Genomic DNA, 16,266 nt, shown 5'->3' on the forward strand with positions numbered 1-16,266 from the left:
TGTTGCAGGTTCTCCGGGTAAAATCCCAGAGCAAAAAGGCGTTTTCCACCATTGCTGCACTGATAAGAATCCATTTAATCAGTAATCTTGAGATATATTGGATGGTGCAGAACAGCAGGAGAACTTACAGCAAACAGAAAAAACGAAATAAACCACCTTGTATACAGGTAGAACTGTTCTAAAAAACAGGGGGGGGGNGGCTTTTTTATCTAATGAAAATATTTACTGATAATCAGTAAGTTAAGTGAGTTTATTGCCTGTTTTTAAGTTTATCCGTTTGGTAGTGAAAAAATATATTTGCACATAAAACAACATCCATGCTTTCTTCAAAGGTGATTTTAAATTCTCTATTGGACAACGACTTTTACAAGTTCACCATGCAACATGCTGTGACGAAGCTCTTTCCTAAAGCCAAGGCACGCTACGAATTTATTAACAGAGGCCAACATGCTTTTCCGAGTGGTTTTGCACAGGTACTAAGAGAATCCATAAATAACATGGGGGCATTGCAGCTGAGCAAAGTGGAAAAAGAGTACCTCGCACAAACTTGTCCCTATCTAGATCCCACCTATCTGGATTTTCTGCAAGGATACCGATACGACCCGGATGAAGTAAGCATAGAGCAGAACGGCCCTGATCTTTCTGTCAAAATAGCTGGATACTGGTATAGAACCATCTTATGGGAGGTGCCCATTATGTCACTTATCTCCGAATTGTTCTATAAAATGAACAACCTCGTTGGCGCAAACGACGAGGAAATCATAAATACAGCGAAAAGCAAGATCGAGCACTACGCCCAACTTGGTGTTACCATCGCCGAATTTGGCACACGTAGGAGGCACTCATACCATACCCATAAGCTGGTGGTAGAGGCATTGAAAGCCTACGGTGGACAAAGCTTCATAGGCACCAGCAACGTGCACTTGGCCATGCAATACCAAACAAAGCCCATAGGCACCCATGCGCATGAATGGTTTATGTTTCATGCTGCCAAATATGGCTTTAAGATGGCCAATAGGCTCGGCTTGGAGCATTGGGCACAGGTATATAGGGGCGATTTGGGCATCGCTCTATCGGACACCTATACCACTAAGGTGTTCTTCTCGTCTTTTGACAAGATGTTTGCTAAGCTATTCGATGGTGTACGGCACGACAGCGGTGATCCGCTTGTCTTCGCCGATCAGACCATTTCTCACTATCAGAGCAAAGGAATAGACCCAAAATCTAAGACCATCATTTTTTCTGACAGCCTCAACTATGAAAAGGTAGCCCGTATATCCAACTATTGCCAAGACAAAATAGGCATGTCCTTTGGCATAGGCACCAACTTCACCAACGATGTGAATCTACCTCCCATGAACATCGTATTGAAAATGACAGAAGCCCACCCAGACGATGCACAGTGGACACCCGTAGTAAAACTGTCTGATGTACGTGGCAAGTACACCGGAGATCCTAAAATGATTGCACTGAGTAAGGAAATTTTGGGCATCAAAGACTAAATAAGAACGAATGAACAAACCCATTTCAGACATATTCGGCCAAGCCCTCAACGACTACTATAAAAAGCAAGGGTCAGACAAATTGTTTCTCCATTCGAGCTATGCCGATGAGGTGGAGATTATGCCCGTCGACATTTTTTTCCGCAAGGAAAAGGACTTTCCAGAATTGGAGTTCATAGCCTTAGCACTTTGCGATGGTAAGGTACTCGATATAGGTGCGGGCGCCGGCAGTCATAGCCTCTATCTACAAAAGAAAGGCTTTGATGTGACAGCGATAGAACTATCGGAAATAGCCTGCGACATTATGAAAGAAAGAGGTGTCAAAAAGGTAATCCACGGCAATATTTTTGACTATGCCGACGAACAATTCGACACACTACTTTTCCTCATGAACGGCATCGGACTTGCCCAGACGCTAGATGGCTTGCAAGCACTTCTAGAACATGGCAAAAAACTGCTTCGACAGGGCGGACAACTATTGTTCGATAGTTCGGACATTAACTACCTTTATACCGATCAGCTCCCCAAACCCAGGGATAGATACTACGGAGAAATAGACTTTCAGTACCAGTACAAAGGCAAAAGAGGCCCTAGGTTCGGATGGATCTATGTAGATCAAGCTACATTGATTGAAATCGCCCAGGAAAATGGCTGGGTGGTGCAGGTCCTTTTTGAAGATGGGCATGATGCCTATTTGGTGCGTTTGTCATTAAGGGAAAGCTAAATCGACTCTTGCCACTCTTTTAAGCTAATAGTTACTTTAAAGACCTTAACTTCCCCGCCTACCGCAGGCAGGTTAATGGTTGAAAATGGCGAGGCAAAGAGGTTTTGGTCCATTGCCCCGTACTATCCCTCATAGAACCTTTTAACGATTGTCTCTTAACTGAAACATCAACACTTATAAAATCAAATAAATATTCGTCTTAAATAAACAAATAAGCCTCCACAAATTACATTATTTTTACAAAAAAAGAATGAATAAGCTCCTGCTACACATTCTTTAGCCTTATTATGATAAAAAAGACACCTGCTAAATAGTTATTGTATCATCAATTACACCACTATACACCATAAATAATGATTCTATGAGCAATTCTAAAACATCGGAAGTAAAAGGTACCAAAAAGTTTGAAAGTGAACTGAAGACATGGCTAAACCAAGAGCGTGCAGCTATACAACTGATCAAATTAGTAGCAAACCTCTATTACGAAAAAGGTATAGAAACAGTGCTATTTCGCAAGGCATTGGTAAACCAAAGTGTGCTCGACATCATTAGCCATCATAGCTACGCTAGAAATATATCGCAAAAACCACATCTTTCCATCTATGACTCGGTAGCGCTTTTGGAAGCCATGTGCCAGCTCAATCTCACTCCCGCCCGAATAGACATTGGCCGTTTATTGGTTGAATGGGACAATGAACCAAAACACATCGCCGTAGAAGATTTTGTGGCAAACAAACTGAAAGGCCTTTTTACTACTATCCATAAAAGCGTTAGTCCTAGGGATGTAGTACTTTACGGCTTTGGCCGCATAGGTCGCCTGCTTGCGCGAGAACTGGTGGCACAAGCGGGCATTGGAAATCAATTGCGCCTACGGGCCATTGTGGTGAGAGGCAGAGATGAGGCCGACCTATATAAAAGAGCGGATCTACTTCGCAACGACTCGATCCATGGGCATTTTGAAGGCACCATAGTAGAAGATCCCATCAACAATGCGCTTATTATCAACGGACAAATGGTCTATATTATCAATGCCAACGGTCCTTCTGAAGTTGATTATACCCTCTATGATATCCATGATGCCCTTGTGGTTGACAATACGGGCGTATGGCGAGACAGGGAAGGACTGGAACAGCATCTGCAAGCCAATGGAACCGAGAAAGTGCTACTTACCGCCCCTGGGAAAGGAGATATCCCCAACATAGTATATGGCGTCAACCACGATGAAAAGAACATAAAAAAAGAAAAAATATGGAGTGCCGCTTCCTGCACTACCAATGCCATCGTGCCATTGATAAAGGTGGTAGACGAAAAGCTTGAGATAGAAAATGGCCATATAGAAACGATACACGCCTATACCAACGACCAAAACCTCATAGACAACTACCATAAGGGATACCGCCGTGGCCGCGCAGCAGCTATTAACATGGTCATTACCGAAACGGGAGCCGCCAAGGCAGTTTTCAAGATATTTCCCAAGCTCATAGGTCGCCTTACGGGAAATGCGGTGCGTGTTCCCGTACCAAACGGCTCCCTGGCCATTCTGGTACTTCGCTTAAAAAAGAAAACAGACAAGGAGACCATCAACAATATGGTAAGGGAAGAAGCCCTATTTGGCGAACTGGCCGAACAGATCCAATATGCCTACAGCAAGGAGTTTGTCAGCTCCGATATCGTAAAGAGCACCAGCGCCCTTATATTTGACAGCGAAGCGACCATCGTAAGCGACGATGGCCATACCGCAACGCTTTATGCTTGGTACGATAACGAATATGGCTATACCTGTCAAGTAATAAGGCTGGCAAAGCATATCGCCAGGGTACGTAGGCCAACTTATTATTGATTTCCTGCTATTATCAGGAAATCAATATAACATATTAACAAACTAAAAACTAGCTATTCTAAACATTACACGTTCCATTTATCATGTCAAATAAAACGACAACGCTTGGCCAGTTCATTATCGAGAGGCAGGCAGATTTCCCCTATGCAAAGGGTGAACTCAGCAGGTTATTGCGCGACATAGCCATTGCCGCAAAGATTGTAAACCGAGAAGTAAACAAAGCCGGATTGGTAGATATTCTGGGCGACGCGGGTACTTATAACATACAAGGAGAAGGACAGAAAAAGCTTGATGTATATGCCGACGAACAATTTGTCTCCGCGCTCAGAAGCGGAGGCGAATGCTGCGTAGTTGCCTCTGAAGAAAATGAGAATTGCCTATATATCGAGTCCGAGATATCCAAAAATGCCAAGTATATCGTCGCAATAGATCCGCTCGATGGCTCGTCCAATATTGATGTGAATGTGGCTGTGGGCACCATATTTTCCATCTATCGCCGCAGGCATACCGAAGCAAACACAAAAGCAAGCCTAGAAGATGTGTTGCAAAAGGGAGATCAGCAGGTAGCGGCAGGATACATTGTATATGGCTCGTCCACCATGCTAGTCTATACCACTGGAAAAGGGGTAAATGGCTTTACGCTTGATCCCAGTATTGGCGAATTTTGCCTCTCTCACCCCAATATGAAGATGCCTAAAAACGGCACGATCTATTCCATCAACGAAGGCCACTACATCCATTTCCCACAAGGTGTAAAAGACTATATCAAGTATTGCCAGCAACACGATCCCTCGACCAACAGGCCATTTACCTCCCGCTACATTGGCTCCATGGTAGCAGATATTCACCGAAACCTCATAAAAGGAGGTATTTTTCTTTACCCCAGCACCTCTTCTCATCCCAACGGTAAGCTGCGCTTAGTATATGAATGCAATCCCATGGCGTTCATCATAGAACAAGCAGGAGGTATCGCTACGGATGGAAAAGGCCGTATATTGGATATACAGCCCACGCAATTGCATCAACGTTCGGCAATTTTCATTGGATCGGTAGATATGGTAAACAGCCTAATGCGATTTATAGATTCTTAACTCAAAATTACGGAAAGCATGATCTTGGTTCGGCGCGGAGCTTCTATTCCTTGGATTTCAAAATGATGTATCGACTTGCGTCCTTATCCCAAGCAACTTTTGGTAAAGGTGCTTTTAGGCTTGCTGCATTCGAAATCAAGGCTAAATCATATCGGCTATCCACCAAAATAATACGATACTCATAATCACCAGGTTCTAAATCGTTGGGAAAGAAAGACCCTCCGTCTATAACACCATCTACCAAGTAACGGTTTTCCTTCCAGACAACGAAATTGTCCAACCACAATTCTTTCTTCGTTATTTCGGGAATGGGAAAGCTTGTGCGGTTTGTGGAAATCGTCCAAACCTTATAGGAATCCAAACTTTCTTTTTTCCTGAAGAGCAAATAAAGACCATCGCTCGCAAATTGCTTGCTATAGTTACCCGTATTGCTTATACCCATATATAACAAAGCCGCATAGACGCTGTCTGGATTGTTGCCTAAATCGCCAATGGCAAGCTCCAAGCCATGGTTTTCGGAAAATACCTCCCGATAGAAGTCCATTCTCGGACTGCTGACATCCAACACGGAAACATATTTATCAATATTGCCATATGTGGAATTGAAATATCGGATCTTCAACCACCCGCCTTTCACATAGTCTAGCACTTCGAATTCATCTCCTTTCACCAAATACATGCTAGCCTTCGCTTCTCCAGGAGCATTATATAGCCAAAGTCTTGCCTGCTCTACCGGTAGCCGCACGGGTTCTATCTCATCCGTAAGCGAAAACAAGAATACCGCGCCACTGTGCAAGGTATCCCCCTTTTGATCATAGGAAGTGCGAATAGCAGTGATTGGCACCATAGCCGTCCAAGGATAATCCCGTTCTATGGGAATCAGCGATTCGGTCAAATAGGCATCGCCTTCCGCAGTGAACCTCCAGCCAAGACGACGGTACTCCTGTCCACCTAGCTGGCTAGGTTGGCTAAAGAGTACACGTTCTTCCGTGTAGAAGTACGGATTCCTAAAAGCCATTTGTCCATCCAAAAGACCGTTATATCTTTCCGGCACCTTCACCTCCCGAAATTGTTCATTGGCTGGCATGAAAATAAAAATTCGTTGATAGCTATAAGCCGCGCCATAATAAGCCAAGGAAAAATCCATATAGCCATCACCGTTATAATCTGCCGTGTCCAGACTGGCAGGCAGCAGTTCCTGACCAAGGTCAATTTGTTGCTTACCTTGCTTCGAAGACGGAACGTCGATCGCCATCATCCCATTGTCCAACTTTACAATGGCCGTTAACTTATCGTTTATGGCAACCGAATGCTGTTGTTGAGCCAGTAAAGAAGGCCCAAATAAAAACATGACTACCTGTACTATTAGATGGTATACGACTTTTATTCTTTTCATCTCGCAAAAACATAGCCACAAAGATAGGTTGATATAGTAGCCCATCAATCGCAGATTTCAGGGATTTTTAATAAAGTTCAGAATGTTCAAATGGCATGGTTTATCAAACATTTCTTTTAGTCGGCGTCAAAACCATGGTTTTCAGGGATATTCCAACCCCTATTAACTGTCTATCTTTGAAAGAAAAACATGAGAACACCTTTTTACTGCCTTTTTGCATCATGCTTCATTCTGATCTATGCGTGCATGCCATCAGAAAACAGGAAGAAAATGAACGCCAACAAAGTCACGACCAAGTATGCCCTAACCTTCAAAAATGAACTATCAGATGCAGATAGAGCGGCTGTATTAAAAGAATGCGAAGGAATGGTGATGTTGACTCACCTTGAACGTAACTACAACACGACTTTTAGCCTGAAATTGGAAGAACAAGACAGCACTTGGCTATTATCTATTGCTCCGGAGCTGCTTGCAGTGCACCGAAATACCCTACAACAACTATTAGACACTTTGCTGGCCCATCCCGCACCTTTGCCGGAGACGTCCGAGACAGTGCTTCAAATAACTGAAACCGACCCTGATCTGCTTAAAACACTTGATCTGCGTATGGATACCACGTTTATTCTTCAGCCATTGCCAGAATCCGCCTATTGGACATACAAACATACCGAAATACCTGGATATGGTGGACTCAAACAGTCGCATGTGACCACCTATCTCAGCTATAAGCTTGCTAAACCCATCCCCGCTATGCAATATACCATGGGACTGCCACCCAAGAAACAGGGAGAAGTAGAAAGCCCCATTCAAGAAGTGGCAGTATCCATGTTCAACATGCTGGGGCCCATACCCATAGACTACAAAATCAAAACCGGCAAAGCTGCCGTCGATAGCCTGTGGGAAACCTTGAAAACGGAGCAAACCATGACCATAGATTCTACTCTCCTAACCTTAAGATGGACCACGGTAGATTTCAATCTCAAAACCTTCTCCCCTATTCTAGATGCCGACACATTGATCAAAAGCAGCATTGAGAAGCTGCCCCACGTTTCGCCTAGCCTGTACCATTTGCTGTTGGCGCCAAAGCTATCCCGAAACTTGACTTCCTATAAATTGATCGGCAATTAGAGACGAGCAGTTAAAAAAATAGTTAAAATTAAATCAAAAATGATCAGAAAATGCTTCATCCACGCAATTTATATATTATGTTATCCGATGATGACCTGTATGCTCAATGCCCAAGAAAAGAACGATAAATACCTAGTATTGAAGTTAGCTCTTCCGACAATATATGAATGGAAGTCTGCATCTTTTTTTGACGAGGGTGTATGGGGAATTGCTCACAAGGGCTATTATAGGGGCGAAACGTATCCTTCATTGGACATAAGCCAAACAAATATGCTTTTGGCCGACGTCGGCAAGGACGTACATCAAATGGCAACGCAAACTTTAGCTTTGATCAAGAATTATGAGCCCGATTCGCAATTAAAATTGATAAAGGAGGAAACGATTGACGGCGATCGATGCCTGCTATACGCCATAAGCAGTTCCTCTGACCAAATACTGCTATTATATTATCGGCAAGGGAGCGAGGTGATGCATTTCCTGGAAATGGAAGTTGACAAAGATATTTTGACAAAGATCCCACTCAAAAAATGGGAAGGTATCTTTTTTGGAAGCAAGCTTGTATATATAAATCGCGATTAAAACATATTACCGTTGCCCGAGCGATACCCCATGGAAACTTCACCAATTTGCGCGAATGGCCATAGCGCAGGCAAACTTTGGTTAGGTTTTCAAGCTTCGAATTAGAGAAGTTATTTTGTCGGTGCAACTAAGTTACCAACTATTGTTGAGTCTCCAGTTTGATTTTTTCTTTTTGGGCAGCCGTCAGCTTATTAAACTTGCCGTAAGAATCAATTACGTATAAGCGTAGATCATCATCACTGGCCTTTTTGACAAAATTGATCTTTGGTCTATACTTAACCATAAACAAATCCAAGTCATCCCCCTCCAATGGCGTGAAACTTTGGACAAGCGTACGGGTAAAACGCGCATCTATATCTCGGTTATTGGCCTCTTCTTCCATCAATTTGTAGCTTCTCCTCGCGTTTCTTCCCTCCTTACCAAAAAGACGAGAAGGGGACAAAGCGATGCCTCCACCGCTTACGGTATTGGCCACTTGTCCTTCCGCTTGCGCTTTTGCCCGTTCTTCCTCCAACCGAGAATTGGTCATCGCATTTACATTAACCTCGGAAAGCAAACGGGGATCATCTACCCCTGTAAGATACATCCGTTTAAAAGCGAAATCAGTCACTACCAAACTATCCGTCCTATACCCCGGAAAAGCAAACACCAATATCTCATCTTTTTTTGCCGCGATGGAAAAATCCCCATTACGATCGCTTTCTACTTGAACATCGGTATTCAAGTTCTTAATACTTACCTGAGACATGTTTTCGTTACTTCCCAGCTCCAATATCTTTCCTTTTAATAACTGTTGGGCCATAGCCAGAGGATGGCCAACATAGAAAGCAATAAAAAAAACAAAGACAGTTTTAACCATTATAGACGGATATTTCATTTAAATAAGGCTTTAGATGCAACGACGCTATGCATAATATAATCAAAATAATAACAGTTATGTGAGAAACAAGCTCATAGTCATTTTGTGTGCAGATATCGTCCTTTAGCGGGACAATAATCATTCCCTCCTGCATAAAAACAGCGTATGAATGAAACTGCGCCGCAAGATAGTAAACTAGCAAGAAATAATAGTCATTTCGCTAATTACCTCTTTTTATTTCACTATTAGATTTCTATACTAGACTTTTCAGAATCAATTTCTGGCACTTCGATCTCTTCTTCGCTTATGTCCTTTGCGGCATACCATCTTGCAGCCGTCATTTTCCACATAATTTATCAATATTTAATGAACGAATCACCTTTATCATTACCGTGTAGAGTAAACAAAAACGAAGAACGGCTCCAATCTTATCCATTGGACCATTAAGAAGTTAAGCCGATTAAGACCTTTTTCTTAAATTCTCTCAATCCCCTAATGGCTTTTATGGAAAAAAAAGCAAAAAACGTTTCTATCATATACCTCTAATAAATTGCCATAGACAAGTCAACAAAGTTAATTATAACCTGAAATTACCAATTTTTTTTGATAGAAATAAGCAATTCTAATCGTATTATTAACACTTTTGCTCCAGACTATCCATTAATCACCGTGAATATGAAACCGATCAAACCTAGCAGCAAGCCCACTAGCAATGTGGGCAACAGGTTATTTTTTAGTACGCCACTGTAGTCCTTGAGGTCGGCAATGGCAGCTGCAGCGATAATGTTGAACAGGCAAATGGCATTGCCCGTGCTAGCTCCACTCAATTGAAGCGACAAAATGAGGTGCTCATTAAGCCCCAGCTTACCGGCGGTTTCATATTGCGTAGATGCAAATACCAGATTGGAGATAGTAGTACTTCCTGTAATAAAGGTACCTGTAATACCTACAAATGGCGCAAGTAGTGTATAGCTATGGCCTATCTTGCTCATCAATTCGGCAATATAGCCCACCATAGAAGCTTGCCTTACCCCTGAGTGGATCATGAGGTTTGCGATAATGATGGTGGGCAATAGCACCAACGATACGCTGGCGACTTTCAGCAAGGATGCTTTTATATGCAAAGAATTACTCCTTTGTACAAGCGCCACCGCTATACCCACAAGAAAGAAGGGCAATAAGGGTGATTGTAAAGGCTTAAGCTCGCCATTAATACCCGTTTCAAATAAATTTGCCAGGGTAAATTCCCAGGCTAGAAGCCCTTGCAGTCCTGGAATTATTTTTGGCAGCAACAAAATCAAGGCCAATACGCCATAAGGTAACCAGGGTTTTAGGTCTACATGGCCGTCTTTTCCTTTCAAGTAAAACACCGACAACAACAACATCAACAAAGCTCCCAACACCGTAGCAAGTTCGGGGGCAAACCAGGCAAATGTTGCATAAGGAATGGCAAAAAAGACATACAACACCATCATTTTGCGTTTGTTTTCCAATGGGCTCCTTTGTTTCCTGATCATGCGGAAGATGAATAGCAAAAAGACTATCCCACCAATTAATATGAGTAAAGCCGCCATAAAGCTGATCATCTTGATATCTTCGTCTGGCAATCGAAGCGGAACTTTAATACCGGTAATGATGGGCGTGCCTACGGCTCCAAACATGGAAAACAAACTATCTAACAACAAAACTACCGAGACGGACAAAACCGCTTCAAAGCCCATTGCAATCAGGATGAGCGGCACAATGGCCCCGGGCGTGCCGAAACCCGCAACTCCCTCAAAGAATGCGGTAAGTCCAAAGGCAAGAAGGAAAAAGCGGATATCTTTTGATGAATGCAGGTTATCTAACGAATGGCTAATCTTGGTAATCTGACCAGTTTGTGCCATAATGTTATACAGGAACGTCGCTCCCAAAACAATCATCAATATATTTACTGTAGCGAAAAGGGAGACTCCCAGAGCGGCAAAAAAATGCGGCAAGTCTGCTCCCCAATAGAAAAACAGCCCTACCGTGATGACTAAAGACAACATCACTGCTGTTTTTACGCCCCTAGCCAAGGAAAAAAACATCAGTGATAAAATGGGAAGAAAGGCCAATACGTAGATCATCTTTCGTCAAATAGCTCCTTGGTCTTCTTCGCAAGATAGCACTTACCGCTATAAAATCAATATGCTTACCGTATTTTTACGCATATTACCTCCGCAACAGTTCCTTCTGCTCCTTATTAATATCGTAATCTACCCGCACATGGTAGATACTCATGAGCATGTTCTTAAAGATTTCACGTACAGTTTCTATTTCTTGCAAGGTAATATTGCTATTTCTAATCTGCCCCTGCTTCAACTTACCGTCAATGATCTTATCGACTAGTTCGCTGATGTTCTGCGCATTTGGTTCCTTAATGCTGCGCGAGGCGGCTTCCACAGAATCGGCCATCATTAATACGGCCGTCTCTTTGGAAAAAGGAATGGGACCAGGATATCGAAATTCGCTTTCGTCTACCAGTTTATCTGGGTTGTTGTTTACATATATCTGGTAAAAATAATCTACCCGAGTAGTACCATGATGCGTGCGGATGAAGTTGGTTATAGTCTCGGGCAACTGGTGTTTCCTAGCGATCTCTATTCCCTTTGCCACGTGTGCAATAATAATTTGAGCACTTTGCTCCGGCGTGAGCCCTTCATGCGGATTATAGCCCTTTGTCTGATTCTCGATGAAGAACTGCGGGTTCTGAATTTTACCGATGTCATGGTACAAAGCACCAGCACGTACTAATAGGGCATCGCCACCTATCTTAAAAATTGCAGCCTCGGCAAGGTTGGCCACCTGCAAAGAATGTTGAAACGTTCCTGGAGCCTTATATGACAGCTCGCGCAATATGCTTGAGTTGGTATTAATCAGCTCCATGAGCGTAACATCCGAGGTGAGGCCAAACATACGCTCAAAGGCGTATATGAGAGGATAGGCCAATAAAGTAAGCAGGACACTGACAATGAACGGAATGAAATCAACATAACCGATATCCTTGAGCGAACCATCCCGAACCAAGGTGATACCCATATATGCTACTAAATAGGTAGCCAAAATTTTGGCTGCCGATATAAGAAACTGCTCTCTCTTGGAAAGCGTTTTGATGCTATAGATGGATACCATACCAGCCGTAATCTGCAAATAGACAAACTCAAAGCTGTTCGGCACAAAAAATCCCGCTACCAAGGTCATCAGCAAGTGAATATTCAATGCCATCCGCGTATCAAACAACACCCGCATAATGATGGGCACAATACAAAAGGGGATGAAATATATGCTAGGGAGCTTTAGTCGGATAGCCCAAGAAAGCACCAACATCATCACTGTGACAACCAACAGAATGAGCGAAAGCAAACGGTTGTTCGCAAATATATCCTTCCTAAATAAATGCAGGAATACCATGAGTAACGATATTACCAAACTGACGATAAGAAAATGCCCCAATAGCACCACACTCTTGTTGCCACCAATGCGCGATTCTTCTTCGTAGGCCCTGCGTAGGGATTCCAGCTTTTGAAAAGCGACATTGTTGATAGTACTTCCATTGGCGATGATAAGCTCGCCCCGCTGTACCATGCCGCGCGTGGTACTGATATTAGACAAAGCATCGGAAACCAATTGATCCGTCAGGCGCTCGTTGTAAATATAATTTGGCTGTATATAATTATCAACCAAACCCTTAAGCCAATCTTTTGCTTCCAGGTCTTTTTCCCCGTCTATCAAACTATTCACATAACCCATCGCCGACTCACGTGTATACACATCCGCCGTATTTTTCTGCGCGGCTACATTATTGGTCAGCAGTGTAAAGGTGTAGTTCTCCCCTCCTTGCAAGAATTTGGAGGTGAGGGCTATGATACCCCTATTGTAGACATGGGACAATATCTTGGTGGCCAAAAGACTATAGCGCGACATCTCGGCATCTGGCAAACCACTGCTGTTCCATTTATTGTCCAGTTCTGCCATCAAACGGTCCGTCTGATCGGCAAGCATGCGTTCATTATTGTCGTATATGGGATATACCGAACCCAAAATCTGTTCCTTGTCCGCATCTAGCTCAGCCTGGGTTTTCAATATGGCAAAGTCATATGGAGCTATCAGGTCCTCGTGCATCCAGACCTTCCCTTTCTCGTATTCGTACTGGAACCTGGCCTGCCTGGGAAGAAATATACAGATGAGTACGATACTTGCAAGCATCATACCGTACTTAATCAATGATGGATTGCTGCTGCTAACGTTTCTGTTTATGAGTACGTTGTTTCTAGAGGCCATGTATTAAACATTTTATTCAAACTTAGCTAAAATCGACTTCAATTGCAATATGTGAGCATAATTCCAACCTACCACGGCCTAAACAAGGCGCTCGAAGTCTTTCCAGCTCCTTGGGAGTAATAAACATAAATGCATGAAAAGACCAAACTCGGCTCATAAAAAAATTGGTTATTTAATATAAATTCGATATCATTGTAATATCAATTTAAAATTAAAACAAATCGTATGTTTCAAGAAAAAAATCTATCTGCATTCTCAGGCTACATCGCCTTATTAATTGCCGTTGTGTGCATTGTCGTCGGATTTGTAGGCATTGCCTATAGCAACGCATTTGTCGTGATAGCAAGTATTGTAATCTTCGTCCTCACAGTGAAAGGACTTGTTGTGGTCAATCCAAACTATGCCTATGCCCTTATCCTGTTTGGCAAATACCATGGCACCATCAGACAGGACGGTTTCTTTTGGGTCAATCCCTTTTACGCAAGGAGCAAGGTATCGCTAAAAGCGAGAAATTTAAATGGACATAAGATGAAGGTAAACGACCTGCTGGGCAATCCGATAGAAATTGCGGCTGTCACCGTATGGCAAGTAAAAGATTCAGCAAAGGCCTTATTTTCCGTAGACAATTACGTACAATATGTCGAGGTGCAAAGCGAGGCTGCCGTGAGGCACCTGGCCAATTTATTTGCCTACGACAGCTTCGATGATGAGAACCATGCCATCACATTAAAAGATGGCGCCGAACAAGTAAGCCATATGCTGGAAAGAGAGCTCAATGAAAGGCTGGAACGTGCGGGCATAGACATCCTAGAAGCCAGAATTACGCACCTGGCCTACGCGCCAGAAATAGCAAGCGCCATGCTGCAAAGACAACAGGCCACAGCAGTGGTAGCCGCCAGAAAGCAAATTGTAGAAGGAGCCGTAGGCATGGTGGAAATGGCGCTGGAGCGGTTGTCGGAAAAGCAGGTAGTAGAACTGGATGAAGAGCGCAAAGCATCCATGGTGAGCAACCTCTTAGTAGTATTGTGCGGTGAAAAAAGTGTATCGCCGGTAGTAAACGCAGGTACGTTATACCCATAATAAAAGTAAAAAAGTTTTCGTACTTCTTTTGCAAAGAAAACAGATTGAAAACCATAAAACATAGTTGATGGCAGGTAAAAAAGCTTTTGCACTAAGACTAAGCCCTGAGATACTGAAAGAGATAGAAACATGGGCGGCGGAAGAGTTCAGAAGCACCAATGGACAGATAGAATATATACTCTATGAAGCTCTGAAAGCAAGGAAAAGGAATGCAAAAAAAAACAAAGCCGAAGGAGATACGTAAAGGTGTTATGCATAATTTATTATCTTGCGCACGAGACACCAATTTTGAATACCTATGAGTAAAAAGGATGTTTTTATCGTAGCTGCCTGCAGAACCCCAATAGGGAGCTTTATAGGGCAACTGAGTGAATTTACCGCCACGCAGCTTGGCGGACTAGCGGTGGCCGACGCTATAAAGCGCGCAGCTATAGCGCCACATTTGGTACAGGAGATTTTCTTTGGCAACGTCCTTTCTGCCAACTTGGGACAGGCCCCCGCCACACAAGTGGCCAAATTGGCCGGTCTTGGCAATATCCCAGCCACTACCATCAATAAGGTTTGCGCTTCGGGCACCAAGGCCATTATGCTGGCGGCCCAGTCCGTAGCTAGCGGAGACAATGAAATAGCCGTTGCCGCCGGAGCCGAAAGCATGAGCAATGTGCCCTACTACCTCGACAAAGCGAGGAAAGGCTTCAGACTTGGGCATCAGCAAATGACCGACGGCCTAATCAAGGATGGCCTGTGGGACGTCTATAACGACTACCACATGGGCTCTGCGGCCGAGTTGTGCGCCAGGCACTTTAACATCAGCAGGCTAGAGCAAGATGAATATGCCACAAGCTCCTACCAGAAAGCACAAACAGCACAAAAGAACCAGCTCTTTAAGGGAGAAATTCTGCCGGTGGAGTGGACAGACAAAAAGGGAAACAGCATTAGCTTAACAGATGATGAAGAGATATATAAGGTGCAATTCGAGAAAATCCCCCAACTAAGCCCTGTATTTGAACCATCGGGAACTGTCACTGCGGCCAATGCTTCTACCCTGAATGACGGGGCTGCGGCACTGATATTAGCGAGCGGAGAAGCGGTCGAGCGCTACGCCCTCACGCCTATTGCCAAAATCCTTTCTTTCGCCGATGCGCAACAGGATCCGGAATGGTTTACCACCAGTCCGACTAAGGCCATTTCCCTGGCATTAAATAAAATCCAACTAAATCCCGGTGATGCAGACTTCTATGAAATAAACGAAGCTTTCTCAGTGGTAGCCCTAGCCAACAACAGATTATTGGGTCTCGATCCCAAAAAAGTCAATGTTTATGGAGGGGCCGTAGCATTGGGCCATCCCCTTGGGGCTTCGGGTGCGCGCATAGTGGTAACATTGCTATCCGTGTTATCCCAAGAGCAAGGGCGTTTGGGCGTCGCGGGTATCTGCAACGGCGGTGGTGGTGCCAGTGCCCTTGTCTTGGAACGAATATAAACAATCACTACTGACCGACAAAAAATAATTTAAGGAGCTGCCATATCTGGCAAGCTCCTTTTTTCATATTTTGGTTTTACGACAAACTAAAAATATGAGTGATAAAAATACAGAAAAGAAATTAGTCGGTCAGCCAATCTTCAAACAATTATTAGGTTTTATTCCAAGGAACAAATTTGAGATGCTTGTGAGCAAGCACCGGTCTGACCGCTATTACAAGACCTTTGATTCATGGACACAACTCATGACGATGCTGTTCGGAATATTCAGCCGATGTGATTCTAT

At 43.5% G+C, this 16,266-nt stretch carries 15 protein-coding genes; 11 read left to right on the forward strand and 4 right to left on the reverse strand.

The window, feature by feature from the left end; translation table 11 throughout:
- The 5 genes from A37S_RS27860 to fbp all read left to right on the forward strand — a co-directional run.
- Positions 1 to 182 (forward strand): hypothetical protein (locus A37S_RS27860; protein ID WP_028295413.1); only part of this gene is annotated, 182 nt, incomplete at its 5' end.
- 135 nt (positions 183 to 317) lie between these two features.
- On the forward strand, positions 318 to 1,502 hold the full coding sequence (gene pncB, locus A37S_RS0120895) for a nicotinate phosphoribosyltransferase (RefSeq protein WP_028298660.1): 1,185 nt from the start codon (positions 318 to 320) through the stop codon (positions 1,500 to 1,502).
- Positions 1,503 to 1,512: 10 nt separating this feature from the next.
- The gene (locus A37S_RS0120900; RefSeq protein ID WP_028298661.1) at positions 1,513 to 2,226 is read left to right on the forward strand and encodes a class I SAM-dependent methyltransferase; all 714 of its coding nucleotides are present in this window, start codon (positions 1,513 to 1,515) and stop codon (positions 2,224 to 2,226) included.
- 361 nt (positions 2,227 to 2,587) lie between these two features.
- Positions 2,588 to 4,066 (forward strand): glyceraldehyde-3-phosphate dehydrogenase, encoded by a 1,479-nt coding sequence (locus A37S_RS0120905; RefSeq protein ID WP_036603613.1) that lies wholly within the window; start codon positions 2,588 to 2,590, stop codon positions 4,064 to 4,066.
- 83 nt (positions 4,067 to 4,149) lie between these two features.
- Positions 4,150 to 5,157 carry a class 1 fructose-bisphosphatase gene (gene fbp, locus A37S_RS0120910; RefSeq protein ID WP_028298663.1) on the forward strand — a complete coding sequence of 336 codons (1,008 nt, stop codon included), beginning with the start codon at positions 4,150 to 4,152 and terminating at the stop codon, positions 5,155 to 5,157.
- A gap of 43 nt (positions 5,158 to 5,200) precedes the next feature.
- Here the strand turns inward: fbp and A37S_RS0120915 are convergent, their stop codons facing one another.
- Entirely contained in the window at positions 5,201 to 6,553 is a 1,353-nt protein-coding gene (locus A37S_RS0120915) for an SH3 domain-containing protein (protein ID WP_028298664.1), read from the reverse strand.
- A gap of 270 nt (positions 6,554 to 6,823) precedes the next feature.
- On the opposite strand from A37S_RS0120915, the gene A37S_RS0120920 reads away from it, so the two are divergent.
- Both A37S_RS0120920 and A37S_RS0120925 read left to right on the forward strand, forming a co-directional pair.
- Complete coding sequence (locus tag A37S_RS0120920) at positions 6,824 to 7,681, forward strand: hypothetical protein (protein WP_157278970.1); 858 nt, start codon at positions 6,824 to 6,826, stop codon at positions 7,679 to 7,681.
- 87 nt (positions 7,682 to 7,768) lie between these two features.
- Positions 7,769 to 8,260 (forward strand): hypothetical protein, encoded by a 492-nt coding sequence (locus A37S_RS0120925; protein ID WP_157278973.1) that lies wholly within the window; start codon positions 7,769 to 7,771, stop codon positions 8,258 to 8,260.
- Positions 8,261 to 8,399: 139 nt separating this feature from the next.
- Here A37S_RS0120925 and A37S_RS26455 read toward each other — a convergent pair whose 3' ends face one another.
- The 3 genes from A37S_RS26455 to A37S_RS0120945 all read right to left on the reverse strand — a co-directional run bounded on the left by A37S_RS26455 (position 8,400) and on the right by A37S_RS0120945 (position 13,421).
- Complete coding sequence (locus A37S_RS26455; protein ID WP_157278976.1) at positions 8,400 to 9,062, reverse strand: hypothetical protein; 663 nt, start codon at positions 9,060 to 9,062, stop codon at positions 8,400 to 8,402.
- A 710-nt stretch (positions 9,063 to 9,772) separates the two neighbouring features.
- A complete protein-coding gene (locus A37S_RS0120940) occupies positions 9,773 to 11,227 on the reverse strand; it encodes an L-lactate permease (RefSeq protein ID WP_028298667.1) in 1,455 nt (484 codons plus the stop codon).
- Between the two features lie 85 nt (positions 11,228 to 11,312).
- A complete protein-coding gene (locus A37S_RS0120945; RefSeq protein ID WP_051293364.1) occupies positions 11,313 to 13,421 on the reverse strand; it encodes an HD family phosphohydrolase in 2,109 nt (702 codons plus the stop codon).
- A 225-nt stretch (positions 13,422 to 13,646) separates the two neighbouring features.
- Between A37S_RS0120945 and A37S_RS0120950 the strand changes: the two genes are divergently transcribed.
- The 4 genes from A37S_RS0120950 to A37S_RS26875 all read left to right on the forward strand — a co-directional run.
- Positions 13,647 to 14,501, forward strand: coding sequence for an SPFH domain-containing protein (locus A37S_RS0120950; protein ID WP_028298669.1), 855 nt, complete (start codon positions 13,647 to 13,649; stop codon positions 14,499 to 14,501).
- Between the two features lie 67 nt (positions 14,502 to 14,568).
- Complete coding sequence (locus tag A37S_RS26870; RefSeq protein ID WP_084163998.1) at positions 14,569 to 14,745, forward strand: type II toxin-antitoxin system antitoxin; 177 nt, start codon at positions 14,569 to 14,571, stop codon at positions 14,743 to 14,745.
- A gap of 54 nt (positions 14,746 to 14,799) precedes the next feature.
- Complete coding sequence (locus A37S_RS0120960) at positions 14,800 to 15,981, forward strand: acetyl-CoA C-acyltransferase (protein ID WP_028298670.1); 1,182 nt, start codon at positions 14,800 to 14,802, stop codon at positions 15,979 to 15,981.
- A 94-nt stretch (positions 15,982 to 16,075) separates the two neighbouring features.
- A partial coding sequence (locus A37S_RS26875; protein WP_028297637.1) for a DUF4372 domain-containing protein occupies positions 16,076 to 16,266 on the forward strand: 191 nt, incomplete at its 3' end.

Source organism: Olivibacter sitiensis DSM 17696, from assembly GCF_000427965.1.
GTDB lineage: Bacteria > Bacteroidota > Bacteroidia > Sphingobacteriales > Sphingobacteriaceae > Olivibacter > Olivibacter sitiensis.